The sequence below is a fragment of the Dolichospermum sp. FACHB-1091 genome (assembly GCF_014697585.1).
GTDB lineage: Bacteria > Cyanobacteriota > Cyanobacteriia > Cyanobacteriales > Nostocaceae > Dolichospermum.
The window spans coordinates 1-23,929 of the sequence record NZ_JACJSB010000017.1 but is presented as its reverse complement, the minus strand read 5'-3'; the positions used below and the strand labels follow the sequence as shown (position 1 = coordinate 23,929).

Annotated in this window: 22 protein-coding genes and 2 tRNA genes; 17 read left to right on the top strand and 7 right to left on the bottom strand. The window is 35.1% G+C overall.

Annotated elements, in window-relative coordinates:
• Positions 1 to 133 precede the first annotated feature (133 nt).
• Together H6G25_RS12255 and H6G25_RS12250 are read left to right on the top strand one after the other, a co-directional pair.
• Positions 134 to 1,045 carry a TIGR04168 family protein gene (locus H6G25_RS12255; protein ID WP_190392723.1) on the top strand — a complete coding sequence of 304 codons (912 nt, stop codon included), beginning with the start codon at positions 134 to 136 and terminating at the stop codon, positions 1,043 to 1,045.
• 73 nt (positions 1,046 to 1,118) lie between these two features.
• Positions 1,119 to 1,203, top strand: a tRNA-Ser gene (locus tag H6G25_RS12250).
• A 144-nt stretch (positions 1,204 to 1,347) separates the two neighbouring features.
• On the opposite strand, the gene mnmE is transcribed toward H6G25_RS12250, so the two are convergent.
• The gene (gene mnmE, locus H6G25_RS12245; protein ID WP_190392722.1) at positions 1,348 to 2,742 is read right to left on the bottom strand and encodes a tRNA uridine-5-carboxymethylaminomethyl(34) synthesis GTPase MnmE; all 1,395 of its coding nucleotides are present in this window, start codon (positions 2,740 to 2,742) and stop codon (positions 1,348 to 1,350) included.
• Positions 2,743 to 2,869: 127 nt separating this feature from the next.
• Between mnmE and H6G25_RS12240 the strand changes: the two genes are divergently transcribed.
• Entirely contained in the window at positions 2,870 to 3,070 is a 201-nt protein-coding gene (locus tag H6G25_RS12240; RefSeq protein WP_190392721.1) for a hypothetical protein, read from the top strand.
• A gap of 195 nt (positions 3,071 to 3,265) precedes the next feature.
• Here H6G25_RS12240 and H6G25_RS12235 read toward each other — a convergent pair whose 3' ends face one another.
• From H6G25_RS12235 to clpS, 3 genes are all read right to left on the bottom strand, one after another.
• The gene (locus tag H6G25_RS12235; protein ID WP_190392720.1) at positions 3,266 to 3,700 is read right to left on the bottom strand and encodes a hypothetical protein; all 435 of its coding nucleotides are present in this window, start codon (positions 3,698 to 3,700) and stop codon (positions 3,266 to 3,268) included.
• 298 nt (positions 3,701 to 3,998) lie between these two features.
• Positions 3,999 to 4,295 carry a DUF2103 domain-containing protein gene (locus H6G25_RS12230; protein ID WP_028083665.1) on the bottom strand — a complete coding sequence of 99 codons (297 nt, stop codon included), beginning with the start codon at positions 4,293 to 4,295 and terminating at the stop codon, positions 3,999 to 4,001.
• A 1-nt stretch (position 4,296) separates the two neighbouring features.
• Positions 4,297 to 4,620 (bottom strand): ATP-dependent Clp protease adapter ClpS, encoded by a 324-nt coding sequence (gene clpS, locus H6G25_RS12225; RefSeq protein ID WP_028083664.1) that lies wholly within the window; start codon positions 4,618 to 4,620, stop codon positions 4,297 to 4,299.
• A 228-nt stretch (positions 4,621 to 4,848) separates the two neighbouring features.
• Here clpS and H6G25_RS12220 point away from each other — a divergent pair, with 228 nt between their 5' ends.
• A complete protein-coding gene (locus H6G25_RS12220) occupies positions 4,849 to 5,286 on the top strand; it encodes a DUF29 domain-containing protein (RefSeq protein WP_190392719.1) in 438 nt (145 codons plus the stop codon).
• Between the two features lie 68 nt (positions 5,287 to 5,354).
• Here H6G25_RS12220 and H6G25_RS12215 read toward each other — a convergent pair whose 3' ends face one another.
• A complete protein-coding gene (locus tag H6G25_RS12215; RefSeq protein WP_190392718.1) occupies positions 5,355 to 7,379 on the bottom strand; it encodes an FAD-dependent oxidoreductase in 2,025 nt (674 codons plus the stop codon).
• A gap of 134 nt (positions 7,380 to 7,513) precedes the next feature.
• Between H6G25_RS12215 and H6G25_RS12210 the strand changes: the two genes are divergently transcribed.
• Both H6G25_RS12210 and H6G25_RS12205 read left to right on the top strand, forming a co-directional pair.
• Positions 7,514 to 7,738, top strand: coding sequence for a helix-turn-helix transcriptional regulator (locus tag H6G25_RS12210; RefSeq protein WP_190392717.1), 225 nt, complete (start codon positions 7,514 to 7,516; stop codon positions 7,736 to 7,738).
• Positions 7,731 to 8,612, top strand: a complete 882-nt coding sequence (locus H6G25_RS12205; RefSeq protein WP_028090725.1) for a hypothetical protein — start codon at positions 7,731 to 7,733, stop codon at positions 8,610 to 8,612. The genes H6G25_RS12210 and H6G25_RS12205 overlap by 8 nt, the downstream gene beginning before the upstream one ends.
• Here the strand turns inward: H6G25_RS12205 and H6G25_RS12200 are convergent, their stop codons facing one another.
• The gene (locus H6G25_RS12200) at positions 8,613 to 9,551 is read right to left on the bottom strand and encodes a site-specific DNA-methyltransferase (RefSeq protein ID WP_081677572.1); all 939 of its coding nucleotides are present in this window, start codon (positions 9,549 to 9,551) and stop codon (positions 8,613 to 8,615) included.
• A 200-nt stretch (positions 9,552 to 9,751) separates the two neighbouring features.
• On the opposite strand from H6G25_RS12200, the gene H6G25_RS12195 reads away from it, so the two are divergent.
• The 10 genes from H6G25_RS12195 to H6G25_RS12150 all read left to right on the top strand — a co-directional run bounded on the left by H6G25_RS12195 (position 9,752) and on the right by H6G25_RS12150 (position 22,433).
• Positions 9,752 to 12,121: a tetratricopeptide repeat protein gene (locus tag H6G25_RS12195; RefSeq protein WP_242034946.1), complete on the top strand. Its 2,370-nt coding sequence runs from the start codon at positions 9,752 to 9,754 to the stop codon at positions 12,119 to 12,121.
• Between the two features lie 162 nt (positions 12,122 to 12,283).
• Positions 12,284 to 12,478: a heavy-metal-associated domain-containing protein gene (locus H6G25_RS12190; RefSeq protein WP_028083656.1), complete on the top strand. Its 195-nt coding sequence runs from the start codon at positions 12,284 to 12,286 to the stop codon at positions 12,476 to 12,478.
• Between the two features lie 528 nt (positions 12,479 to 13,006).
• Entirely contained in the window at positions 13,007 to 14,296 is a 1,290-nt protein-coding gene (locus H6G25_RS12185) for an ABC exporter membrane fusion protein (protein WP_190392787.1), read from the top strand.
• Positions 14,297 to 14,338: 42 nt separating this feature from the next.
• The gene (gene devC, locus H6G25_RS12180; RefSeq protein WP_190392716.1) at positions 14,339 to 15,517 is read left to right on the top strand and encodes an ABC transporter permease DevC; all 1,179 of its coding nucleotides are present in this window, start codon (positions 14,339 to 14,341) and stop codon (positions 15,515 to 15,517) included.
• A 46-nt stretch (positions 15,518 to 15,563) separates the two neighbouring features.
• The gene (locus tag H6G25_RS12175; RefSeq protein ID WP_190392715.1) at positions 15,564 to 16,274 is read left to right on the top strand and encodes a DevA family ABC transporter ATP-binding protein; all 711 of its coding nucleotides are present in this window, start codon (positions 15,564 to 15,566) and stop codon (positions 16,272 to 16,274) included.
• A 37-nt stretch (positions 16,275 to 16,311) separates the two neighbouring features.
• Positions 16,312 to 17,040 carry an HAD family phosphatase gene (locus tag H6G25_RS12170; protein ID WP_190392714.1) on the top strand — a complete coding sequence of 243 codons (729 nt, stop codon included), beginning with the start codon at positions 16,312 to 16,314 and terminating at the stop codon, positions 17,038 to 17,040.
• 45 nt (positions 17,041 to 17,085) lie between these two features.
• Positions 17,086 to 17,158, top strand: a tRNA-Ala gene (locus tag H6G25_RS12165).
• Positions 17,159 to 17,241: 83 nt separating this feature from the next.
• Entirely contained in the window at positions 17,242 to 17,496 is a 255-nt protein-coding gene (locus tag H6G25_RS12160; protein WP_242034945.1) for a hypothetical protein, read from the top strand.
• 15 nt (positions 17,497 to 17,511) lie between these two features.
• Positions 17,512 to 21,126 carry a serine/threonine-protein kinase gene (locus tag H6G25_RS12155; RefSeq protein ID WP_190392713.1) on the top strand — a complete coding sequence of 1,205 codons (3,615 nt, stop codon included), beginning with the start codon at positions 17,512 to 17,514 and terminating at the stop codon, positions 21,124 to 21,126.
• Entirely contained in the window at positions 21,123 to 22,433 is a 1,311-nt protein-coding gene (locus H6G25_RS12150; RefSeq protein WP_190392712.1) for a hypothetical protein, read from the top strand. The genes H6G25_RS12155 and H6G25_RS12150 overlap by 4 nt, the downstream gene beginning before the upstream one ends.
• Positions 22,434 to 22,702: 269 nt before the next feature.
• Here the strand turns inward: H6G25_RS12150 and H6G25_RS12145 are convergent, their stop codons facing one another.
• Positions 22,703 to 23,002 (bottom strand): hypothetical protein, encoded by a 300-nt coding sequence (locus tag H6G25_RS12145; RefSeq protein ID WP_242034944.1) that lies wholly within the window; start codon positions 23,000 to 23,002, stop codon positions 22,703 to 22,705.
• Between the two features lie 297 nt (positions 23,003 to 23,299).
• Here H6G25_RS12145 and rpmB point away from each other — a divergent pair, with 297 nt between their 5' ends.
• On the top strand, positions 23,300 to 23,536 hold the full coding sequence (rpmB, locus tag H6G25_RS12140; RefSeq protein WP_137907966.1) for a 50S ribosomal protein L28: 237 nt from the start codon (positions 23,300 to 23,302) through the stop codon (positions 23,534 to 23,536).
• Positions 23,537 to 23,929 lie beyond the last annotated feature (393 nt).

The following is a 23,929-nucleotide window of genomic DNA, read 5'->3' as shown; positions in this document are numbered from 1 at the left end:
TATAGAATGAGATTAGGCGATGAATTTAATTATAGTAGTTTTTACCAAAAATAGGGGATGATTGATATTAGCAATTTATGCCCAAATTCCTTGGAGTTTCCTATCCTGGAGATATACGGCTTTTTAAAGTGGCATGACCAGTCAGAAAACTCAATCAAAACCTGTGAAAATTGCTGTAATTGGGGATATTCACGACCAATGGGACGTGGAAGATGGTATGGCACTTAAACATCTCAATGTAGACTTAGTGCTATTTGTCGGCGATTTCGGGAATGAATCAGTAGAAGTGGTAAAAACGATCGCTTCTCTGGATCTTCCCAAAGCGGTGGTAATGGGCAACCATGACGCATGGTACTCGGCCACGGAGTGGGGACGCAAAAAATGTCCTTATGACCGCACCAAGGAAGACTGGGTGCAGGAACAACTAGATTTATTAGGGTCTGCCCAAGTCGGTTATGGTAAGTTAGATTTTCCTCAGTGGAATTTAACTGTGGTGGGTGGTCGTCCTTTTACCTGGGGCGGACCTGAATGGCGATTTGCCCAAATGTGTGAAGAACGTTATGGTGTCTCTAGTTTAGAGGAATCCGCAGATAAGATTGTTAAAGCTGCAAAAACTGCTACTTGCGACAATATTATTTTTCTAGGACACAATGGACCTAGTGGTTTAGGCGATCGCGCTGAGGACCCTTGTGGCAAAGATTGGCATCCCATTGGCGGTGATTTCGGTGATCCTGATTTAGCGGCGGCCATTTCTCAAACTCTCAACATGAACAAAACAGTTTCTTTAGTTGCTTTTGGTCATATGCACCGGACTCTGCGCCATACTAAGAAACTACAAAGGAAAGCTGTATTTAAAAGTCCAGAAGGGACTATTTACCTAAATGCTGCTAATGTCCCCAGAATTGTCCAGGAAAACGGCTTAAAATTACGGAATTTCTCCCTGGTTTCTTTAGATGGGGGTGTGGTGACAAAAGTTGCTCTCGTTTGGGTGGGTAAGGACTACCAAGTGGCTGCTGAGGAAGTTTTTTATAATTCTTTGGTTTGAGTGCTGCCAATTCTGTAATTATATGTTATGATGTTATTTGTCAGTTTTGATTTTCTACAATTCTGGCAAATATGGAGAGGTGGCAGAGTGGTCGATTGCGCCTGACTTGAAATCAGGTGAAGTGAAAGCTTCCGGGAGTTCGAATCTCCCCCTCTCCGTTTTTTGAGTTTTTATCTCACGCAAAGGCGCAAAGGCGCAAAGTCCCCAAGAAGATTGTAAGAGTTTGATTTACTATTCATTCATCCTCTGAGAATATATCAAAATATCGGCATTACTGAAGAAAAAATATGAACTGATCTGATTTATTTACCAATGCAAAACCTACTGAAAATCCGATCTAAAACTGATTCTGTAACTTCTTCACCAGTGATTTCTCCTAATGCTTGAATTGCACCTCTTAAATCAATTGTCCAAAAATCTAAGGGTAATTGTTCAGTGATTGTAAATTGCACTTGTTCTAAATCGCTTTTCGCTTTTATTAAAGCTGCTGCTTGGCGTTGATTAATTGCTAAATCCATATCAGCGGCTTGAACTTTTCCGGCTTGAACTATTTCTAAAATCGCCTTTTCTAAACTATCAATTCCTTGATTTATAGCTGCGGCTGTGACAATTTTGGATTTGGGATTTGGGATTTTGGATTTAAGGTTTTCTTGTTCTGCTAATGAAATCAGGTCAATTTTATTAATTACTAAAATTACATTCTGGTGTTTTACTTCTGCATAAATTTCTTGATCTGCTGGTGTCCAACCTGCGGTAGCATCAATAGTCAATAATACCAAATCAGCAGCATTAGCAGCACGATGAGATCGCTCTACACCAATCTTTTCTACTTGATCTGTTGTGTCCCGAATCCCCGCTGTATCTAGTACCTGTACGGGAATCCCTCCTACAATTAATTGAGATTCTACCACATCCCGGGTTGTTCCTGGTAAATCTGTGACAATGGCGCGATCGCTCCGACTCCAAGCATTTAATAAACTTGATTTTCCCACATTTGGCCGCCCCACTATGGCCACTTTTAAACCAGTTCTTAATAATTCACCTTTGTCTTTTGTGGTTAATAATTGACTAATTTCCTCAGTCACTTGCTCAATTTCGGTAATAATTCTTTTTTGATCTAAAGGTGGTAGATCTTCCTCAAAATCAATTCTGGCCTCAATTTCTGCCAAAATATCTAAACAATTAGCCCGTAATTTGCGAATAGGTTCGGCTAATTTACCCTGTAACCCAGCCAAAGCCATTTGAGCAGCTTGAGGTGATTTTGCTCCCACCAAATCAGCGATACTTTCCGCTTGGGTTAAATCTAATCTACCATTTAAAAATGCTCTTAAGGTAAATTCTCCCGGTTGGGCTAATCTTGCGCCATTTTCTAAGCATAGTTGTAATACTTGTTGTACCGCTATAATTCCCCCATGACAATGAAATTCTACTACATTTTCACGGGTAAAAGAACGGGGGGCTTTCATTATCAACAATAAAGCCTCATCAATAATTTGCTTTGTTTGAGGTTGACGGATATAACCGTAAAGAATCCGGTGACTTTCCCAAATTTGTCGCCCTGGGGCATAAAATAGAGTTTGAGCGATGGCTATGGCATGATCACCAGAAACCCGCACCATACCTACACTACCTTGTTGAGGGACAACAGCAGTAGCGATCGCCGCAATAGTTCCAGTATTAGCCAATAATTCGGACATGAAGGGTTATTCTACTTCAGGGATAGAGGAAAAGCGCAATCTTAAACCCCTACAGTACACTAGTTTAAGAAAGAAATAAGGTAATTACCCATTACCAATAATAGTAAAAACTCTTGAGGAATTAATTATGGAACAAAAAATTAACTGTGCTGAAGCTTGTGTTAACGGTTGTGTTTTAGGTGATAAATGTCCCCATATCGAGTTTAGAGAATCAACTTCAAAATTTATCTCCGAAACTTCCCTAGACAAAATGCTAGAAATAGCTGAAGAAAGATTGCGGAAAAAAATGACAGAACCACCAAAATGGGTGTTTCCAGAAGATCCTTAAATGGTTTTTGGGTTGTAATTTAGGATTATTAATTGCGGGTATTGTTGGGTTTACTTGCGTCAACCCAACCCACTTGCTACTAAATCAATCAAAACAGAATCGGTTTTAGATCGGATTTTCAGTAGGTTTTGCATTGGTAAATAAATCAGATCAGTTCATATTTTTTATTCAGTAATATCGCTATTTTAGTATCTCCTAACATTTAGTTGTATTGGGATTTTCAAATTTCCCAGGTTCGCTAACGAACAATTGATTGAAAATCACCTTACCTGAAGGATCTATTACCTCTAATCTGATCAATTCCCGTTGCACAATTTGCCAAGAAACTCGATATTTATATTTAGCATTAGTCCACGTGAATACCGGACGCGGTTGAGTACCAGATGCTTTAGCACCAATTAAACAAATTTGTTTACCTGTTTTGAGATTTTTGTTTTTGTAATAATACTTACCTTGAGCTTGCCAAAGAGTTAAATTCCAACTGGGTGGTTGTAGTTGTCCTTCGACATCAAAAAATTTTCCCTCTGGAAAAGCAAGATTAGCTACAGCTTGACTCGGAACACAAATATCTGCAACTATGGGTAAGGAAAGACCCAAAACCAAGGAGAGTGCTATTCCTTTGATTTGCATAATTAATTATTACCTCAACACCAATATTATTCTTCTATTTTTTAGACTAACTCGATTCCAGTTGTCATAAAACATTGTCATAGAACATTGTCATAAAACTTGAAATAATCCGTTATATGTGAAGAAAATTGTGGAAGCATTGCGGTTTGTAACTATAGCTTTGTCATATTTTTTAACATTTTCTTCTATCTTGAGTTTACCGGTACATAAATTTGCAATTCATAAAATTGAAGAATAATCAAAAGTCAAGGTTAAAACTGAAATTTAGTTCTAACCTTGCTGTTTGTAAATTCATAATTTACGCAATTTTCATAGCAATGGCTATCGCACTTTCCAGTTCATCCTGTAGTAAAGTTGTGAGGATAAACACCTCCTGTACTGTTTTACCCTGACGCGCAATGATTTTATAACCACCGCGAATGGGTACTGACACACGCAACTGCATTTTCGGAGCATGACCCCTGGCTCTGCCAATTACCGCAGGGGTGACAGTAAGAATGCCATTGTGTTGGCACAAACGTTCTAAAATGGGAATTAGACCGGGAATATGGGTAGAGTGATTCCAAACAAGTCTACCATCGGTGGGTTTAGACATATTAGGCTGCTTCCAGGGGAGCCATTGTCAACCCAGCGCGACGTAGTTGCTGGTGGTATAATTCCGCTGGTTCTTGGGGTCCTGTCCAGACAATTGCTCGTCCTTCGTAGTGAACCTGATTAGTCAGATCCCACGCGCGATCGCTCGACATACCAGGAATATACTTCATTAAGCATTCAGCGACGTGCTGAAAAGTGTTAAAATCATCATTCAAGACAATCACCTTATAATTAGGATAGGTTTTGCGAGTCACTTGATTAACCCGGTCAGGTGTCACAGTTGGTGCTGAGGCCATAGTATACACATCCACAAGTTTTGTCACCATAGAAAAATGAGCCAAAAACGACTTTGTTCAAACTAAGATTACAAATAACTAGTTTAATCTATTGCTGGCTAGGTTAGTAGCCAAACACAAGCCGATAATATGTAAAAATAGTAATTAATATTGATCATGTAGATTATGTAATTAATACTTTACCTTTTCAGGACTTAGGATATAAGATCCAGAATACAATTGAAATCAGAATCTATAAATATGATAACAGGTGCGAAAATGAACACCTTTTCACTCTATACAAATGATTTTCATGCTTGGACTGAAGAACAGGTTAATTTACTCAAAACTCAACAATGGGATACATTAGATACTGTTAACCTAATTGAAGAATTAGAAACCTTGGGAAGAAAAGAAAGACAAGAATTAAGAAATAGATTAGCCCTATTGCTAGGACATTTATTAAAATGGCAATTTCAAATAGAAAAACGCAGTAGTAGTTGGTTGAGTACAATTCAAGAACAACGTATGCAAATCAAACTACTTTTACAAGATAGTCCCAGTTTGAAACCTTATTTAGAAGAAGTTTTTCTCACAGCTTACGAATTAGGTTTAGCATTAGCAATGAGAGAAGCTGAATTAGGTCAACAAATATTTCCCGAAATATGTCCATACAGTTGTGAACAAACCCTCAACTCTGAATTTCTACCAGATTAAGTTTCAGATACCAGACTTTTTTGAGAAGTTGGGTATCTGGGAATCTTGTTTTTAGAATCACATTTTATCTAGCGCCAATCATCCCAATTTTCGTTAAAAATAGAAGTATCAGGAAAAGCGGTAGGATTACCATTTTCCGTCAAGATCCGTTTTAAAATTTCTAATTGTGGTTCTTGTCTAGGTAAATCATTAACCAATTCATAGGGGTCAATTCCTTGTTTTAACGCAAAACTGGCCACAGTTCCCGCAGCAGCGCCAGAAGACCATTCAAAAGAATGAACGCGATAAGCCGCAGCCGCAATATGACTAGTAGCAATACTTTTTCCTCCTACCAATAAATTATCAATTTGTTGGGGAATCATTGCCCGGAGTGCAATTTGGAAAGGATAAGCAAGACCCGCACCTCTTCGTTCTCCTGCACGTTCCGTATTACCAGGTAATTCCGGTGGGGTTTTTGTCATACAAGGATGAAAATCTATCGCATAATGACCAATACCTACAGCGTCAGGATAAATTGTAGAACGACTTCTGCGAACAACTTTTTCTGGGGAAATTTTACCCATAATTACAGATGTTACTTCTAAACCAGCCACTGTTGCTTTTAAATTGCGATACATATTTGCTGGGAGATTTTTTCGATAATATTCATCATTATAATTACGACGAGAAATATCAACTTCCCAAATCCCAAAACCTTCCGGTTGTCCCCAACTGGGACGGCCAATAATACGTCTTCCTTCCCTCATATAGGGGTATTTAGATAAACCATGAAACGTCCCCATAGGTGAATCTAAACCTGTTAAAAAACGAATATTTTTCTGCGGTTGTTTTATCCCTTCTCCTAATTGAGAATCTGTAGTTCCTGCATACAACCAATAAAAATAAGAAAAAGCCTTTTCTTCAGCTTTACGCAGTGCTTCTGTGCGTAGTCCACCTTGCCAACCTCCTGGTTTTAACTGTCCAGAATTTTCTAATTGTTGACGAGTGTAAATCAGATTATCTGCGGCTGTTCCTGGACGGTAATCATTTCCCCAAGTCCAGTTTTGCATGGAAATATCCCCAGGTGTGGGTACGGTAAATTTCACACCATTAAAGTTAGTTAATTGTCCTGTTTGGGGACTCCAAATTCGGCGATAGGTAAATACTAAATCAAAGTTTGCTAATCGTTTTAATTCATAACTAAAATATGGTGCATATTGGGGATAAAATGACGGCATTGTGATTTGTTGCGGTGATTTTGTTGCCTCCATAGCAAAGGTATAAGTAAAACCTTGAGTACAATAAGGATCATTGGTTGTGCTAGAAGATGAAGGTTCAAGGTGAGAAAGTGCATCAATTCCTAAACGGTAAGGAACATCTGCTAAAGCAATAATTTCCCCGGTTTCACTTGTGTCTATAACATACCATTTTCCCAACTTATTAGGAGTTGGTTTAGGAAGAAAACGAATAATAGTTTTCCTGAATAGAGATGAGTTTTCATAACTATAAGCATCTGCAATAGTTTGAGATAAAGTATTAGTATTTAAAGGTGGTGTACCTGGTAGTGGTTGATGTTGAATTGCGATCGCATTATTAATAATTTTGCCATCTGGACTAATTTCTAAATCTTTAATTACTGTATTCGGAAAAAATTGTAATTTTCCCTTACCTTTCTTTTCGGCATCTTTGAGCATTTGTGTGATAATATCATGAGCATCACCAGGAAGAAAACAAGAATCACTTACCCAACATTCACCAGGGTTAAGTTTACCATATTTGCGTTGAATACGGTTTCTTAATTCCAAATATCCACGGGAATAGAATTGTTTAGCTCGTTGAGTTGGTCTTTCGTCCAATGCAGATGTTCCTTGAGAGGAAATTTGTCCCCCCAACCAGTCGGTTATTTCTGTTAAACAAACTGTTCTTCCCATAAGTAAAGCTTCATAAGTTGTTGCTACTCCTGAGAGTCCACCACCCACGACTAGAAGCTCACAGTTGACCGTTTTATCTGGAGTCCGTGGAGGAGTAGCTGTAACCCCATAAGGAGCGAGGAAGCTGGTAAATAAGCTAAAACTAATGAATGTTTGTAAGCCTTTCTTGTATCTTTGTTTCATGGTTTTTGCACTCTGTACACTACTATGTCAAATTATATAGGGTATCATTGGGAAAAGATTAATACTTCATTTTACATGATTATGGTACTTAAAGTCCGTGGACTTAAAGACATTAATAGCTTTTAATTGTCTTTATGACAACATCTAACAGTAAAAACGTCCAAAAAGAATTTGGTCTTCGTCTACGTCAAATTAGGCAAAATATGGGTCTATCTCAAGAAGAATTAGCGCATTTATGTAACTTAGACCGGAGTTATGTAGGAGGGGTAGAACGGGGAGAAAGAAATATTAGTCTTGTGAATATTCATAAAATTGCAAATGCGTTAAATATTTCACCTAGAGAGTTTTTTAATGACTAATATTGCTGATAATATCAGATTGAAAGAACTGGCAATTATTGCTAACTCAAATAAGCTTTTTTTTGATGATTTTATTAACTTTATAGAATCAGAAAATTATAGTAATCTACATGAATTTGTTATTGAAAAAAATTCATCCAAAGCACAACAAGTGTTACTAAAATATTTAAAGCGCAAAGTTCCCAAAGACCTAAATTTATATGACGGAATTGCTCGTCCATATCCTCAAAGTAAAGCAAAATGGCTGTTTTTAGGTTGGATTTTTAGAGATGCTCCCATACAAAGATTACAAAACATCCTCAAAAATATTGATGGAACAGCTAATGAGCGTAAAGCCATACTTTTAAATCATGTGCGTGAATATGTATCTACTATTTTACCTGAACCAGAAAGATGGGAATGGTTTCCTATTTGCGAAGTTATGATGGAACGATTAGAAGGAAGCCGTCGAGCTATAAAAGGAAATTTATTTGAGGCAATTATTCGCACAAATTTGAAAGAAATATTCAAAAATAACAATATAAAACTGAGAATTGGAGAAAATCAAATTAAACTTGGTGGTGAGACTTATGATGTAACGATTATGGGAGAGAAAGGAACAATTTTAATTCCAGTTAAAACCAGAGAAACAACTGGTGGAGGTCATGCTTTACTTTTTACCAGAGATATTAACCAAGCAATTGAAAAAGCGAAAAATGATGGATATAAATGTATTCCAATTATCATAGCTGAAGCATGGAAAATAGATTTTGATTCCCTGAAATCACAAGAATTTATTCACATTGATAAAAATCCCAATCAAATAATTGAATTAGAACCATTACTCAATCATAAACTCAAGGAGATTTTAGATATTTTCCAATCAATTGAATAATTATGTTGAAAAAATTCGCTTGATGGCAATTTTACAGTAATCTTCATTAAGTTCAATACCAATAAATTTCCGTCCTTTCTTCATAGAAACTAATCCTACAGTACCAGCACCAAAAAAAGGATCAAGAACTATTCCCCCTTCAGACGAACCCGCTAAAATACATGGTTCTATTAATTGTTCTGGGAAAACAGCAAAATGTGCCTCTCTAAATTTAGATAAAGGAACTTCCCAAACTGTTCTTTTATTTCTACCTTGAGGATGAAATGCTTGGTCCCATCTGCCATTATGCAAATTAGAATTACCTGAATTTTTGCCTTGTTCTGGAGTTCCCCCTTTTTTACCTAAATGATTCCGTCCTCCTCGCATTTTACTATTTTCAGAGAAAGTTACATGAGGTTCACGAATAGCATCTGCATCATAGTAATACTTGGAACTTTTGGCAAATAAAAATATATATTCATGATCAGTTGTTGGACGGTTTTTAACAGAAGATGGCATGGCATTAGGTTTATACCAGATAATATCCGATCTTAAAATCCATCCTCTTTCTTTAAGAGCTAATGCCAATTTCCAAGGTAGTCCTGCTAAATTTCCATCTATATATTTATCACCCAAATTGATCCAAAGCGTCCCATCTTCTTTTAAAACTCTTTTGACTTCATCAAATACTTCTAAAAGTTTGTTTACGTATTCATCTGGATTTTCTTCAATTCCAATTTGTTCTTCTCTACAGTAGTCTCTTTGACCATAATAAGGAGGACTTGTGATCACCGTTTGCACTAATGAATCTGGTAGTTTTTTTAGAGAATTTAAAGCTTCTCCATTGATGAGAAAATTTGCTTGCTGGAAATTAACTTCACCAATATCGTCTATTTTCACTACTAGTTTTCTATCTAGATTCGCAAACAGTGGTAGATTTGCAGTTATGTAATCCAACACAGAATTTACTTTAACTCTTAGATTTTACTTTTAATCATTTTAAGCCCTTTCAGCTTGAAAAGCAACCAGGGGTTAATTCTAGATGTCCTCTCTTCGATTTATCCATAATTCCATCCTAGAATAGGTGATATTTGTCCCCAAATCTGTTAATATCGAAAAGCCTAAAAATTCAGTAACCTGACACCAATCATCTATCATAGATGCAGTATAAACACACCGTTATCAAAACTAACCACCTGCTAGGGAAAATTGTCATGAAGAACAAAAAGCCCATATTATCAAATATAGCTTTAAAAAGCACCATTTTCCTTTCACCTTTAGTGCTATTAACGGCTTTTATTAGCCAAAGCATTGTACCATCTGCTACCGCTCAGGTACTATCAAATCAGCACCAGGAAAAATTAGCGCAAAAACCAGTCAAATCTGATTTAGAAATTGCTTTTACTCGCACAAATACCTTAATCAATATTTGGTTAACTATTTTAAGTTTATTTCCTGTAGCTTTAATTGCGGTATTATGGTTTTTTCGTCGAGCTATAATTAGGGAAATTGTAGAACGAGGAATGCAACAAATTCAAGGGATTGAAAATTTGCAAACTCAATTAACTACAGTTCAAATAGAAGCTAAAAACCTGATTCGAGAATCTCAAAATACTACGCAGGAATTAGCACAGGAAGTTGATAATTTTAAACAAAAGATTCAGGGTGAACAAGAAAATTTATCCATGCTTTTATCTGATTTACCTAAATCAAAACAAGAGTTTTTAACAGCTTTGGAAATTGAGGTAAAATCTGCTCAAGAAAATATCAGTAATTTAGAGTTTACATTGAATACTCAATTAGAACGATTAAATTTATCTGCTCAACAGCAAAAAATTACAATTGACAATATCAAAAAATTAGAAACTGAGCTATTTTCTGAATTTATCAAACTCAAGTTAGAGGTGGAAAATCAAAAAGATATTGCTATTGTTGACATTGAACAATCTCGCAGTAATCTCATATCTCAATTTCAGGTAGTAGAGTCGGAAGCTCAAGCACAAAAATATCAGACTTTTGAGAATTTAGTCAAATTACAAGTAGAATTTACCGGTGAATTATCTCAATTTCAATTAGATGTTAAAAATCAAAAAGATATAGTTATCAACAATATCGAAAATCTCAATAATCTATTTAAATCTGAAGTTACTGAATTAAAGACTGATACGCAAATCCAGAAATATCAATTTATTGAGGATTTATCTAGATCCCAAGGTGAATTTTCTCAGCAACTTACAGAATTACAAAATACAGCTATTCAAAGACAACAGCAAATTATAGACAATTTAGAAAAATCTGGAGAAGAATTTACATCTCAGTTTTCAGACTTACAAAATGATGTCCAAAAACAGAAAATTACTATTCTGGAAAATCTGCAAAAGTTAGAAAGTGAATTTTCTCAGGAACTTACAGAATTACAAAATACAGCTATTCAACGACAACAGCAAATTATAGACGATTTAGAAAAATCTGGAGAAGAATTTACATCTCAGTTTTCAGATTTACAAAATGATGTCCAAAAACAGAAAATTACTATTCTGGAAAATCTGCAAAAGTTAGAAAGTGAATTTTCTCAGGAACTTGCAGAATTAGAAAATACAGCTATTCAACGACAACAGCAAATTATAGACGATTTAGAAAAATCTGGAGAAGAATTTACATCTCAGTTTTCAGACTTACAAAATGATGTCCAAAAACAGCAAATTGTTACTTTAGAAAATCTGCAAAAGTTAGAAATTGATGCTCAACAACGTAAAGATATAATTCTCAAAGAACTAGCGGAAATTACACCTCCCCCAGTCATAGAAAAAGCACCAGAACCATTACAACTAGAAACATCTCTTAATGATTATCTAAAAGAAGCAGAAAAGCTATTTTTAGAAAAACGTCATCAAGATGCTTTAGCTATTTATGAACAAATCATTAAAATTCAACCTGAAAATCCAGAAAATTGGCTCAAACGTGGTCTAATATTCAATAGATTAAACCGCTATAAAGATGCTATTATGTCCTATAATCAAGCTATTAAAATTAATCCCGAATATCATCAAGCTTGGTGTGATATTGGTGTATCTTGTGGAAAATTAGGAAAACATCAAGAAGCTTTTAACTGTTTTGATAAAGCTATTCAAATTAAACCTGATGATGGAGTTGCTTGGGTAAATCGTGGTTTATCTTTGGTAGAGTTAGAACGCTATGAAGACGCAATTAGTTCTTTTGATAAGGCTTTAGAATTTCAACCTAATTCCCCTAAAGTTTGGCATAAACGCGGTTATACTTTAGTTAGATTGGGAGAAGATGATCAAGCAATTATCAGTTTTGATAAAGCCCTAGAAATTAAACCTGATTATCATATTGTATATTATCACAAAGCTGCTTGTTATGCACTACAAAGACAAGTTAAATTAGCTTTAGAAAATCTAGAAAAAGCCATTGAATTTAATCCTAATTATCGGGAAGACGCTGGAAATGATATTGATTTTGATGATCTGAAAAATGAGCCAGATTTTCTAAAATTAATTCAGGGTTAAAACTTGCGTTGGGGTTTTATTTAACCCAAACCACAATTTTCTTGAGTTTGTTCTCAAATATGTTCTATGTTAACTAATTAATCTGGAGGATTTAGGATATAATATTTTTGTTTTTGCAAACATTGTCTTATTTGTAATTGGGTTTTCACCTCTTTTTTGTTTATGACTATTCAACTTACTGTTCCGGGAATGTCTTGTTCTGTTTGTGCTAATAAAATCACTAATGCTGTTAAAATCGTTGATGTTAATGCTATTGTGGAAGCTAACCCCCAAACAAAACTTGTCAATGTAGATACTCAAGCTTCGGAAACTGCTATCAAAGAAGCTTTAATTGCTGCTGGTTATCCTCCTTCCTAAAACTAGGGTTTTGTTAGCAAAGCGTAACGCACCTGAAGTGATAAAATTTTCATCAATTTTTGTGCGTTTTCTATTTTCATAACAAAGTTAAGTTAATTTTAGGGAAAACGTCTGGGTTAGGACGTCCAGGATTAAAGGATTTACAGGATTAAAACGGAAAATTACTCACCAATGACCCATTATCAGTAAAAACACCGTTTTAATGTTATTATGAATAAATATATATAGGTGTTAAACATATCGTCCATAAGAGTTATACTGGTTTTTGTTTATGTACAAAATAGGTCTTACAGGGGTTTCCGCTCTTATGAGGTACTTCATTTACCCCCTCCTCGCACCCCCCTCAATCCTCCCGCAGCGGGGGGAAGAAAAGGATAAACTTTTCAAATAAGGCTTGAAATATATTGAGAAATATTGAGAAATATTGAGAAATATTGACAAATATTTCAGAATTGTTATATTTTTGAAAAAATACACGATTTCTTTAAAGAAGTCGGGAATGTGGTATGGCTAATTTTGAGAATTATGATGAGTTATAAACTGTTGTTTAAACCTAAAAATCAAGGGTTAATTGCTTTAATAGTTGCGTCCACTGCGATAACAGGAGGAATTGCTATTTATGGGATTTCTAACTTTGGAAAAATGGAAAAATCTTCTGTAATTGAAGCAAAACCAATTGTCCCAATTTCGCCAATGGTGACTGCACTAGGAAGATTAGAACCGGAAACGGAAATAATTAAATTATCTGCACCTTTAGCATTAGATGGCGATCGCATTTCTGAACTATTAGTTAAAGAAGGTGATAATGTAAAAAAAGGGCAAGTAATTGCCATTTTACAATCTCGTGATCTGCTAAAAAAAGCCCTGATTCAAAGACAGAAACAGGTGAAAGTTGCCGAAGCTAAATTGCAGCAAGTTAAGGCTGGTGCTAAGTCAGGAGAAATTGCCGCACAGCAAGCAATTGTTGAGAGAATTAAAGCCCAATATGCAGGAGATAAACAAGCCCAAGCAGAAAATATTGCTCGGATATCAGCCCAATGGGAAGGTGATAGAATTGCCCAAACAGCAACTATTAATAAATTAATAGCAGAATTAAAAAATGCAGAAGCAGAATATCAACGTTATCAACAGTTATTTTCTGAAGGGGCAATTTCTAATTCTGTAATTGATAGTAAACGTTTAAATGTAGAAACCGCAAAACAAATATTAAATGAATCCCAAGCGGTTCTCAAACGGATTAATACCACCGCAAATAAACAATTAGCAGAAGCTAAAATTGCCCTAAATCGTATTAATAATACTAGCAATAAAGAAATTAGTGAAGCCAAGGCTAAACTTAATAGTATTGGCGAAATTCGTCCCGTTGATATAGAATTAGCCAGAACAGAAGTTGAAAGTGCGATCGCTGATTTGCAACGTGCAGAAACCGAAATACAAGGAGCTTATATTCGCGCCCCCATGACGGGAAAAATTATTAAAATTCATGCCCGTGTCGGTGAAAAAATTGATAATCCAGGGGTGGCTGACTTTGCCCAAACTAATACAATGATGGCTGTAGCAGAAGTTTATCAAACCGATATTAGTAAGATCAAATTAGGACAAAAAGCCATAATTACCAGTCAAGGATTTACAGGGGAATTAAAAGGTGTAGTTCAACAAATTGGTTTACAAGTCAAGCGTCAAAACGTCTTTGGTGATCAACCAGGGGAAAACTTAGATGGTCGAATTATTGAAGTAAAAATTCGCCTAAATCCTGAAGATAGTAAACAAGTTTCTGGTTTAACTAACTTACAAGTCCAAACAGCAATTAAATTGTAAGTTAAATTGTAAATTCTTTACCATAAAGGTGCAATAAAAATCATGATTAATATATTTCGGAAAACGCCCCTAGCTTGGCGACAATTAATGAAAGAAAAAACGCGGCTATTGATTGCAGTGTCGGGAATTGCTTTTGCTGATCTACTAATATTTATTCAAATGGGTTTTGAAAGTGCATTATTTGATTCTGCTATCAAACCTCATCGCAATTTACAAGCTGATTTAGTCTTAATTAATCCGCAATTTCAAACTCTATTTTCAGTTAAAAGTTTTTCTAGAGAAAGACTTTATCAAGCATTAAGTTATGAAGGTGTCAAATCAGTTAGTTCTATTTACATTGGTACGGGACAATGGCGTAATCCTGAGACAAGAATGGATCGATCTATTTTAGTTTGGGGTGTAGATCCAGCTACACCTGGTTTAAAATTTCCTGAAGTCCAAGCTAATAAAAATTATCTCAAACAATTAAATCAAGTTTTGTTTGATGAAGCCAGTCGTCCAGAATATGGAGAAATTGGGAAAATTTTTCGAGAAACGGGGGAATTTAATACTGAATTAAACGGAAAAAATCTGAGTGTTAAAGGTTTATTTCAAAATGGTGCTTCCTTTGCTTCTGATGGTAATGTTGTGGCTAGTGATTCCACTTTTTTGCAATTATTTCCTACTCGCAAACCTGATCAAATTGAAGTTGGTTTAATTACTCTCAAACCTGGTGTAGATATTGAAAAAATCAAAGCTAAATTGAAAATAGGATTAAATCCAGATCCTCAAAATCCTTTTGTAGAAGTTGGGACTCCAGAAACATTTGCTCAAAAAGAAAAGACTTATTGGGCTAATGGTACAGGTATTGGTTTTATTTTTGGTTTGGGTGTGATTGTCGGTTTCATTGTTGGTATTGTTATTGTTTATCAAATCCTTTATTCTGATGTTTCTGATCACTTACCAGAATATGCCACGCTCAAAGCAATGGGTTATACCGATAATTATCTATTGCGAGTTTTATTGCAAGAGGCATTGTTATTAGCTGCATTAGGTTATTTACCTGCATTTTTCCTATCTTTTGGGATATATCAATTAACTTTTACTGCGACTCTTTTACCCATAGCTATGAAATTAGATCGGGCAATTAATGTTTTTATATTAACGATAATTATGTGTACTTTTTCGGGCGCAATTGCTATGCAAAAACTTCGTTCTGCTGATCCTGCGGACATTTTTTAAACTTATAATTTTTATATTTTACGCAAAGGTACAAAGGCAAGGAACTATGTCGGAAGTTACAGCTATTTCTAGTTCAGAAACAGTGATTTATGTAGATAATCTCAACCATTATTTTGGTAAAGGTGCGCTACAAAAACAAGTATTATTTGATATTAATTTAGAGATTAATGCGGGGGAAATTGTGATTATGACAGGTCCCTCTGGTTCGGGGAAAACTACCCTATTATCATTAATGGGGGGTTTACGTTCTGCCCAAAGTGGAAGTTTACAAATATTAGGACAGGAAATGTCCGGGGCAAGTAAGGGACAATTAACTAAATTACGTCGTCAAATTGGTTATATTTTTCAAGCCCATAATTTGATGAGTTTTCTAACAGCTAAAGAAAATGTGCGAATGTCTTTGGAGTTGCATAAAAATTACCTCCAAGGCGATATTAATGCTAAAGCTACAGCAATGTTAGAACACGTTGGTTTAGGGGAACATATTAATTACTATCCAGAGAATTTATCCGGCGGTCAAAAACAACGGGTAGCTATAGCCCGCGCTTTAGTTAGTCACCCGAAAATAGTATTAGCAGATGAACCCACAGCTTCATTAGATAAACAATCAGGCCGTGATGTGGTAGAATTAATGCAACTATTAGCCAGAGAACAAAACTGTACTATTTTGCTTGTCACCCATGATAATCGCATTCTCGATATAGCTGATCGGATTATCTATATGGAAGATGGAGAATTGTCAGAAGTAACCCTTTAAATAAATAATCATAATCTAGAGAATTTCAGTTAATATCATGAGTTTAAAAGCAGTTTTATTTGATTTTAATGGTGTCATCATTAAGGATGGATCAATCCATCTTCAACTGATAGATGAGATTCTCCTGGGGGAAAATCTCCAACTTCAACGGGTGCAAGAACGTCAAGCTTTTTTAGGGATAAGCCACGGCACTTATTTGCAAAACCTGTTGAAAAATCGTGGTCGGGTAGTGACAGAAGTTTACATGACTCAATTACTCACCCGCAAAGCTCAAGCTTATATAATGGAATTAGAAAAGCTGGAAAAGTTGCCTTTGTATCCTGGTATTGAAGACGTAATTTTTCAGATTCGTGACCATGATCTCAAATTAGGATTAGTCAGTGATACTTTATCTTTAGAAATAGAAACGGTATTGACATCTGCTAAATTGGCTGAATACTTTCCTGTGATTGTATCAGGGGATGATGTCAGCAGTCATAAACCTAACCCCGAAGGATATTTATTAGCAGTCGAACGGATGAATCAAGTATATCCAGAATTAAATCTACAACCTCACGAATGTTTAGTGATTGAACATACCCCAGTAGGTATTCAAGCAGCGAAACGCGCCCAAATGCAGGTGTTAGGTGTGGCGAATACTTACCCCTTTCATATGCTGCAACGTCAGGCTAACTGGACGATTGATTATTTGCTTGATTTTGATTTACAACGGATACAGGAAGTTTTTTTAAAAAAAGATGAGCAATTTATTGTTTCTGAATGCTAGAATAGGCCATGTGTATTAGAGATAAGAACTCATAAGCACGAATAAGGGGAATTAGCTCAGTTGGTAGAGTGCTGCGATCGCACCGCAGAGGTCAGGGGTTCGAGTCTCCTATTCTCCATTTATGTTGTACCTATAATTAGTGATACGGGTACGGGTCGCAGTATTTATTATTCAAGGTCTAATTTAGTGGAGTTGGCAGCTATGGTATATTGGTTGTCTACGGGGATAAGTTTTGATATTGCTTGTTTTATTCTGAAACAACTCAAGGAACAAGAACCAGAGTTGTTTGTTTCGGCTCAGGGGAGGCGGTTTATATTGTTATCACGGGATGATTCACTTTTTTTGGTAGAATTTGATCGGAAAAAAGCGATCGCATCTCTGGATGAAGGTAAGGCTGTGATTCCTGTGTGGTTAGATGTTATTTATCAAAAATTGAGTCAAAAATTAATTAAGTAAGGATTTAGAGAATCTATGCCACGAAAAAGCACAAGTAAATCGGAGTCTAAAATTCGCATTATTAACAATCAGTACAATTTAAATGATGAGCCAAAAAAAGGAGGAATGGCAAATGTTTATAACGCTTATGATCTTAAATATAGAGAAACAGTAGCATTTAAGTTTTTTGAAAATCGTAATTTAGATCAAGAAATTTTAGCTGAATCATATAAACGAGAAAAACAATCACTGAAAGAATTAGAACACGACCATATTGTTAAACTTATTGATGATGGACAAGATGAAGAAACTGGTCATGAGTTTCTTGTCCTTGAGTGGATGGACAAAAATTTATCTGAGTATTTACAAGAAAATTCCTATAAAGATAAAGGTTGGGATGATTTTTGGTATGATATAGCTTTACCTATACTAGAAGCTCTGGATTTTGCTCACCACCGCCAAATTGTTCACCGTGATATTAAACCTAGTAATATTCTCATTAGTAGTGATGGCAAGATTAAACTGGCTGACTTTGGCATATCTAAGTTTAAGAAATATCTCGAACCTAGTCGTACTCTTTTAGCATCTGGAAGATGTGAACCTTATACACCTAAACCCGATGAATCTACAGGGGGAATATATGACTATAAGAGAGATGTTTATAGTTTCGGAGTATTAGTTCTTGATTGCCTAACAGATGTAGAATTAGCAGATTATGATGATATTTCTAAAGCTCTTAATCAACTTCAAGTTCCAGAAGAAATAAAAGAAATTATTGAAAGATGTGTTTCTTTTAATCCAGAAGATAGACCAGATACGGCGGAAATCCTTTTGGCAGATTTGAAAGTTGCTCAGAAGCAAAAAGAAACTCCAGATACACGCAAGAAAGAAACTTGTTATATTGATTTTGCCAATAAAGAACGCTCACAGAAAGCTCAAGATATTCTGCAACTAAATTCTTTACAAGAGGTTCGTCAAATTATTCTGGATGACTTAAATACAGAATGCGGTTTTACTACTTATGATGATGATAAAAAAGGCAGAACTGGTGAGGATAATTATTATATATTAGGACGTAATTATAGATATCATGTAGCAGTTGATAAGAAAAATTCAGAGGCAAGGCTAGTTATTTTTCAAGTTATATCTCTCTCTTTTTCCCTTTTAGAAAAACTGCGAAATGAAGCTTGGATTCCTACCTATGAGTTTAAATGGGGACAACCACCACAATTGGAATTGGACAATGCTAAAAGCATCATAACTAATTTACAATTGAAGATTGGTGAAAAGAAAAAAGAACTAACTGAAAGTAAGTTACAAAAAGAAAGAGAAAGAATATTTAAAAGTTGGGAAGATACTCTAAGTGCTAAAAGAGAATTTACTGAACAGCAACAAAAACCTATCCAGTATATTAATGTTCAATTTGATGATAAACAAAAGAGAGCAACTTTTACACTTGCCAGCACTCCTGATGATGGTGCAGTAACAAAGGATGAGTCACGCTTGGTTTTATCCAATCAATCTGACAACAGAAGAAGAAAAAGAAGATCCAACATTTCTGCTATAGAAGGTAATGTTATTGATTGGAAGGGAGAAAAATTAATCCTTTCTACAACAAAATATGATTCTGAAAAAGTTCCAAAATCTGGTGAACTAATTATTGATGCTAGACAGAATTTATATAATATAGCTACCCAAGAAAGAGCTTTAGATGATATTCAATTTGAGCGAACAGAGATGTTAGCAAACATTAATAATTGTTTAGTGTATCCACAGAATATAAATCTACCAGAAGAACTCGAAAGTTGGGAAAGTATTCAAGTGGCTGCAAAACAAGAAGAAGCTGCTCAAGCAGCATTAGGTCAACCAGATTTTCTTGTTGTTCAAGGTCCACCAGGAACAGGAAAAACTAGATTTATTACAGAAGTTATACTGCAAACATTAAAAGAAAATAATGATGCTTGCATTCTCCTAAGTTCTCAAACTCATGTAGCAATAGATAATGCGTTGAAGCGTGTTTGGCAGGTTAATCAAGATAAAAAAATTATTGATGATTTGAAATTAGTACGTATTGGTCATCCAGATAGAGAATGGTCAGAGGAAATTAAACAGCTTTTATTAGATAATCAAATGCAAAATTGGCAACAAACTATTACAGAAAAGTCTCAACAATGGCTTGATACATGGGCTGAACAACAAGGTATTTTAGGACAAGACAATAAAATCAAACTAGAAGAAATACTTGTTAAGTTGAAAAAGACAGATGAAGAAATAAGTAATATAACCAGAAAAATTATTGATTTGAGAGAAAATTTAATGTTGTTAGAAGTTAGCGAAACTAATGCAGCAAAACTATTACAAATTTCAGAGGAGATAGGTAAGGATTGTCAAAAACTACTTTTAAATTTTGGACAAAAGCGCGAAACTATAAAACAGTTACAAGAAATAACAGGGAAGTGTGATGAAGAATTAATCAATCTTTCTATACAAGAGTTAGAACAGCAAATTCAAACAATACTTAATCCAAGTAATTCACAAAATACGATGTATGAAAAACTGCAAAATATTCGGAAGCAGTGGTTGGAAGAAGTATCATATCAAAAAAAATTAGAAGCTGCATTACTCAAAAGATCACAAGTTGTAGCAGCAACTTGTATTGGAATCGCTAGAAAAGAATATAAAGATGTTGTTTTTGATTTGTGTATTATAGATGAAGCCTCAAAAGCAACAGTAACAGAAGCTCTTGTTCCTATCTCAAAAGCCAAACGTGGAATTTTAGTCGGAGATCCCAGACAACTCCCTCCCTTTGCAGATAAAGTTAGGGATAAGAAGGATTATGAAATTCTGACTAAATATAATCTTCGTAAGGAAGATATTACTGAAACTCTTTTTAATTATTTACTTGCAACGCTACCAGAAGAATGCAGCAAATTTTTATCTGTGGAATATCGCATGATTCAACCGATCAGTGATTTAATTAGCCATTGCTTTTATAACGATAGCCCCTTAGAAGCTAACAATACTATACATGGGACAGATTATAAGGATTATTTGGATAATTTTAGTCAAGTTATCCCTAAACCAGTTACTTGGTTCTCCACAGCAAAATTAGATGGACGTGAAAACCAACCATCACAAGCGAATAGCACTACTCAAGAAAATACCTTAGAAGCTCAGATGATCATGAAAATCCTAAACAAATTGGATATTCAAGCTAAAAAGTCCAAAAAAAATAAAAATTACAGCATTGCTGTCATTACAGGATATGGTGGTCAACGAGATTTATTGAGTAAGTTATTATCACAAAAGTTTCAACAAACAGAAGGTGAAGATTTTTGGAAAGGTCAAGGTATTCAAATTGTCTGCAATACAGTGGATGCCTTTCAAGGAGATGAAGCAGATATAGCAATTTTTTCTGTTACTTTATCTAATTCAGAAGATAAGATTGGATTTTTAAGTTCCTATGAGCGGATAAATGTAGCTCTATCAAGAGGTAAGATAGGATTAATTATATTAGGTGATCATGATTTTTGCCACGGAATTGGTGATAACCCATTGCGAGATGTCCTCAAGTATATAAAATCTCATCCTGAAGACTGCCGTTTAATTGATGAAAAGCAAACATTATCACAAATAGGATTAATCCCATGAACCAAGAAAATAATATTTTAAATCGGTATGAAAAAGCAGGTTTAAAACTTTTAGGATTTGTTGACATAGGGCTTCCTATTTCTCAAATTAGACTAAAAGTTTTAACCAGGTACGAAAAACCTATACCCCCCATTGAAGAATTTGTACTTAAATCTATTGAGGCAGGTCTTAACACTGAAAAAGATATTTCCGGGTTTTTAGGGTTAGAGCTTAATATTGTTAGAGACGCTTTAGCCAATTTATTTAATAGTCAAGATATTGATTTAATTGCTACTGATTTTCAACAGCAAAAATTAAAACTAACAAACCAAGGACAAAGAACAATTAAATCAACAAAAATGATTATTCCAGAAGAGCGTTCCTATAAAATTTATTTTGATAGATTATTAACAAGACCTTGTACTTGTAATAAAACTTTGCTTTCTTGGGACAGAAATTTAAAGGATGAAGGAATTATTTTAATTGAACCTTTGATTGCTAAAAGTATAGAAATAGACGATCTAGACAGAACAAAGGTATCAAAAATACTGAAAGAAGATCCTGACATCAAGATGGAAAATAGGGATTTATTATATATTAAAACTATTGAGTGGCAAGACCTGATCTATCAAAAAGCTACAGCCATTGTGTATGAAAAAGAATCACAAGATAACATTGATGACATTTATGCTATTGATTTCTTTGTGGGTTCAAGAAATAGGAAAGAATATACAGAACAGTTTGAAAAAATTACTAATTTACCAAGAAAACGTAGAATTATTAAATCAATTGTAGATAAGATTTCTTTAGATATACCTGAATCATTACTTGCAGGAGAATCTACTTTTGAAGAAAACATATCATTAGATTCAGAATCAATTGAAGAAATTCCATACCCAAATTATCAATCAAGCAGTTTCTTTGAAAAGGGACGTATACATAAAACTAAACGAGGCGAAACTGTTAGATCGAAATCAGAAGTTATTATTGCTGATGCCTTAGCAAGTTATAATATAAATTACGTTTATGAGAAAGACTTAATCATAAATAATCAGAGAAAATCTCCTGATTTTACTATTCAATATAGAGGAGTAACCTATTATTGGGAACATCTTGGAATGCTAAACGATTCTGAATATAGTTATAAGTGGGAAAAAAAGAAAAATTGGTATAGAAAAAATGATATATTACCTTATAAAGAAGGTGTTGGTAAAAATGGGGTTTTAATATTAAGTAAAGACGATTATACCAATGACAGTCCTTATGGTAGTATTGATTCCCAAGAAATTCATCAATTAATTGAAGAGATTTTTGTTAAACCTCATTAAATAAAAATTACTTTATTAGTATAAAGGAGTAAAAAAAGGTTAAATATTGGCTAATCAACCTATTAAAATCCGCTATCATTGGATAAACTTAAATGGTTTGTAGGCTAGGTTTAAGTAGACAAGCCACTTAAACACACGGCATGAAGCCGACGTTCACCCACGGTTATATTATATCATTGATATTAAAAACTTGCAAATAATGTAATGAATTAAAACCAATATTGTGGTTAATATGTACCATAAAATAGCAAGCGATCGCTCATGATATCCTAAATTTTCTTTTGATGTTGTACCATCTCCCCAAACTGCAAAAAACACCGATGACACCAACCATCAACCCACAAAGCCGGAACTTTAAACCTACCCCCACAATTAGGACACTCAGACAACAAACTTAAATGATGATGCTGACACCCCTGAGTCACCTTAAACTGCCACTCAATCTTGTGACAAGGTGACTCCACATAACAAGCAGCACATAACCGAATCGGCTCAAGATTCATTCCCACCCCAGCAGGTGGTAACATCCGCTCTAACCTATCAGCATCAACCCCTACAACCTCAGCCAAAGCCTCCAATTGTTGCCGAGAAGGAGGGGATTAAAACGAAACTTTTCCCATCTTGCGATTCCTGCGGAGCGCTTCGCTATCGCACCCCCAACCCCAGCAGCCTTACCTAAACCAGTAGTTGTTAAATCATTTGTCCGTCGAAACCACCCCAAAAATTGACTATGATTTTTGACAATATTTTGTTAAAATGTCAAATAATTAGTTAATGTACATTCGGGGAACAATTTTAGCCATTCAGGTTGTGAGTGGATATAATAGAAAGGTTGTCTTAAAATAGAACTCTAGGAGATATTTATTATGTCCCGTCGTTGTGAACTAACTGGTAAAAAAGCCAATAATGCTTGTTCCGTCTCTCACTCTAACCGTCATACAAACCGCTTACAGCACGTTAATCTCCAAAGTAAGCGGATTTGGTGGGCAGGTGGTAATCGTTGGGTAAAATTGAAACTCTCTACTAAAGCTATTAAAACCTTAGAAACTAAAGGTTTGGAAGCAATGGCTAAAGAAGCTGGTATCAATCTCAACCATTACTAAATAACAGGTAATAGGTAATAGGTAATAGGTAATAGGTATTTTAGGAATTTTATCAGAAAACGCCGTAATACCCCATCCCTCTACAGGGCGGGGAGCGGCAATTCTTGCCGTTATATAAAACCTACTCAAATCTACTTTAAGCTTCTTTTACTTCGTGCTTCCTCCTGTGTCTGCACTTACCCAATTCACAGGCTAACATTGCCTAACTGACAGTTTTTGACAAATTAATAGCTGAATTCCAATCCGACCCAAAAAAGCTAACTAATGCTAACAAAAGCCGGCTTTTTCTTCCTGCTTCATCCTAGAAGTGTCGGCACTATCTAGTCCACAGGCTAACACGGTTAATCTAACCGCTTCTTGTTTTACATTAATTGCAGCGTTTACATCTCTATC

Bases quoted from the DNA above. Each gene is read 5' to 3' on its own strand.
- H6G25_RS12255 (WP_190392723.1), top strand. From the start codon at position 134: ATGACCAGTCAGAAAACTCAATCAAAACCTGTGAAAATTGCTGTAATT.
- mnmE (WP_190392722.1), bottom strand. From the start codon at position 2,742: ATGTCCGAATTATTGGCTAATACTGGAACTATTGCGGCGATCGCTACT.
- H6G25_RS12240 (WP_190392721.1), top strand. From the start codon at position 2,870: ATGGAACAAAAAATTAACTGTGCTGAAGCTTGTGTTAACGGTTGTGTT.
- H6G25_RS12235 (WP_190392720.1), bottom strand. From the start codon at position 3,700: ATGCAAATCAAAGGAATAGCACTCTCCTTGGTTTTGGGTCTTTCCTTA.
- H6G25_RS12230 (WP_028083665.1), bottom strand. From the start codon at position 4,295: ATGTCTAAACCCACCGATGGTAGACTTGTTTGGAATCACTCTACCCAT.
- clpS (WP_028083664.1), bottom strand. From the start codon at position 4,620: ATGGTGACAAAACTTGTGGATGTGTATACTATGGCCTCAGCACCAACT.
- H6G25_RS12220 (WP_190392719.1), top strand. From the start codon at position 4,849: ATGAACACCTTTTCACTCTATACAAATGATTTTCATGCTTGGACTGAA.
- H6G25_RS12215 (WP_190392718.1), bottom strand. From the start codon at position 7,379: ATGAAACAAAGATACAAGAAAGGCTTACAAACATTCATTAGTTTTAGC.
- H6G25_RS12210 (WP_190392717.1), top strand. From the start codon at position 7,514: ATGACAACATCTAACAGTAAAAACGTCCAAAAAGAATTTGGTCTTCGT.
- H6G25_RS12205 (WP_028090725.1), top strand. From the start codon at position 7,731: ATGACTAATATTGCTGATAATATCAGATTGAAAGAACTGGCAATTATT.
- H6G25_RS12195 (WP_242034946.1), top strand. From the start codon at position 9,752: ATGCAGTATAAACACACCGTTATCAAAACTAACCACCTGCTAGGGAAA.
- H6G25_RS12190 (WP_028083656.1), top strand. From the start codon at position 12,284: ATGACTATTCAACTTACTGTTCCGGGAATGTCTTGTTCTGTTTGTGCT.
- H6G25_RS12185 (WP_190392787.1), top strand. From the start codon at position 13,007: ATGAGTTATAAACTGTTGTTTAAACCTAAAAATCAAGGGTTAATTGCT.
- devC (WP_190392716.1), top strand. From the start codon at position 14,339: ATGATTAATATATTTCGGAAAACGCCCCTAGCTTGGCGACAATTAATG.
- H6G25_RS12175 (WP_190392715.1), top strand. From the start codon at position 15,564: ATGTCGGAAGTTACAGCTATTTCTAGTTCAGAAACAGTGATTTATGTA.
- H6G25_RS12170 (WP_190392714.1), top strand. From the start codon at position 16,312: ATGAGTTTAAAAGCAGTTTTATTTGATTTTAATGGTGTCATCATTAAG.
- H6G25_RS12160 (WP_242034945.1), top strand. From the start codon at position 17,242: ATGGTATATTGGTTGTCTACGGGGATAAGTTTTGATATTGCTTGTTTT.
- H6G25_RS12155 (WP_190392713.1), top strand. From the start codon at position 17,512: ATGCCACGAAAAAGCACAAGTAAATCGGAGTCTAAAATTCGCATTATT.
- H6G25_RS12150 (WP_190392712.1), top strand. From the start codon at position 21,123: ATGAACCAAGAAAATAATATTTTAAATCGGTATGAAAAAGCAGGTTTA.
- rpmB (WP_137907966.1), top strand. From the start codon at position 23,300: ATGTCCCGTCGTTGTGAACTAACTGGTAAAAAAGCCAATAATGCTTGT.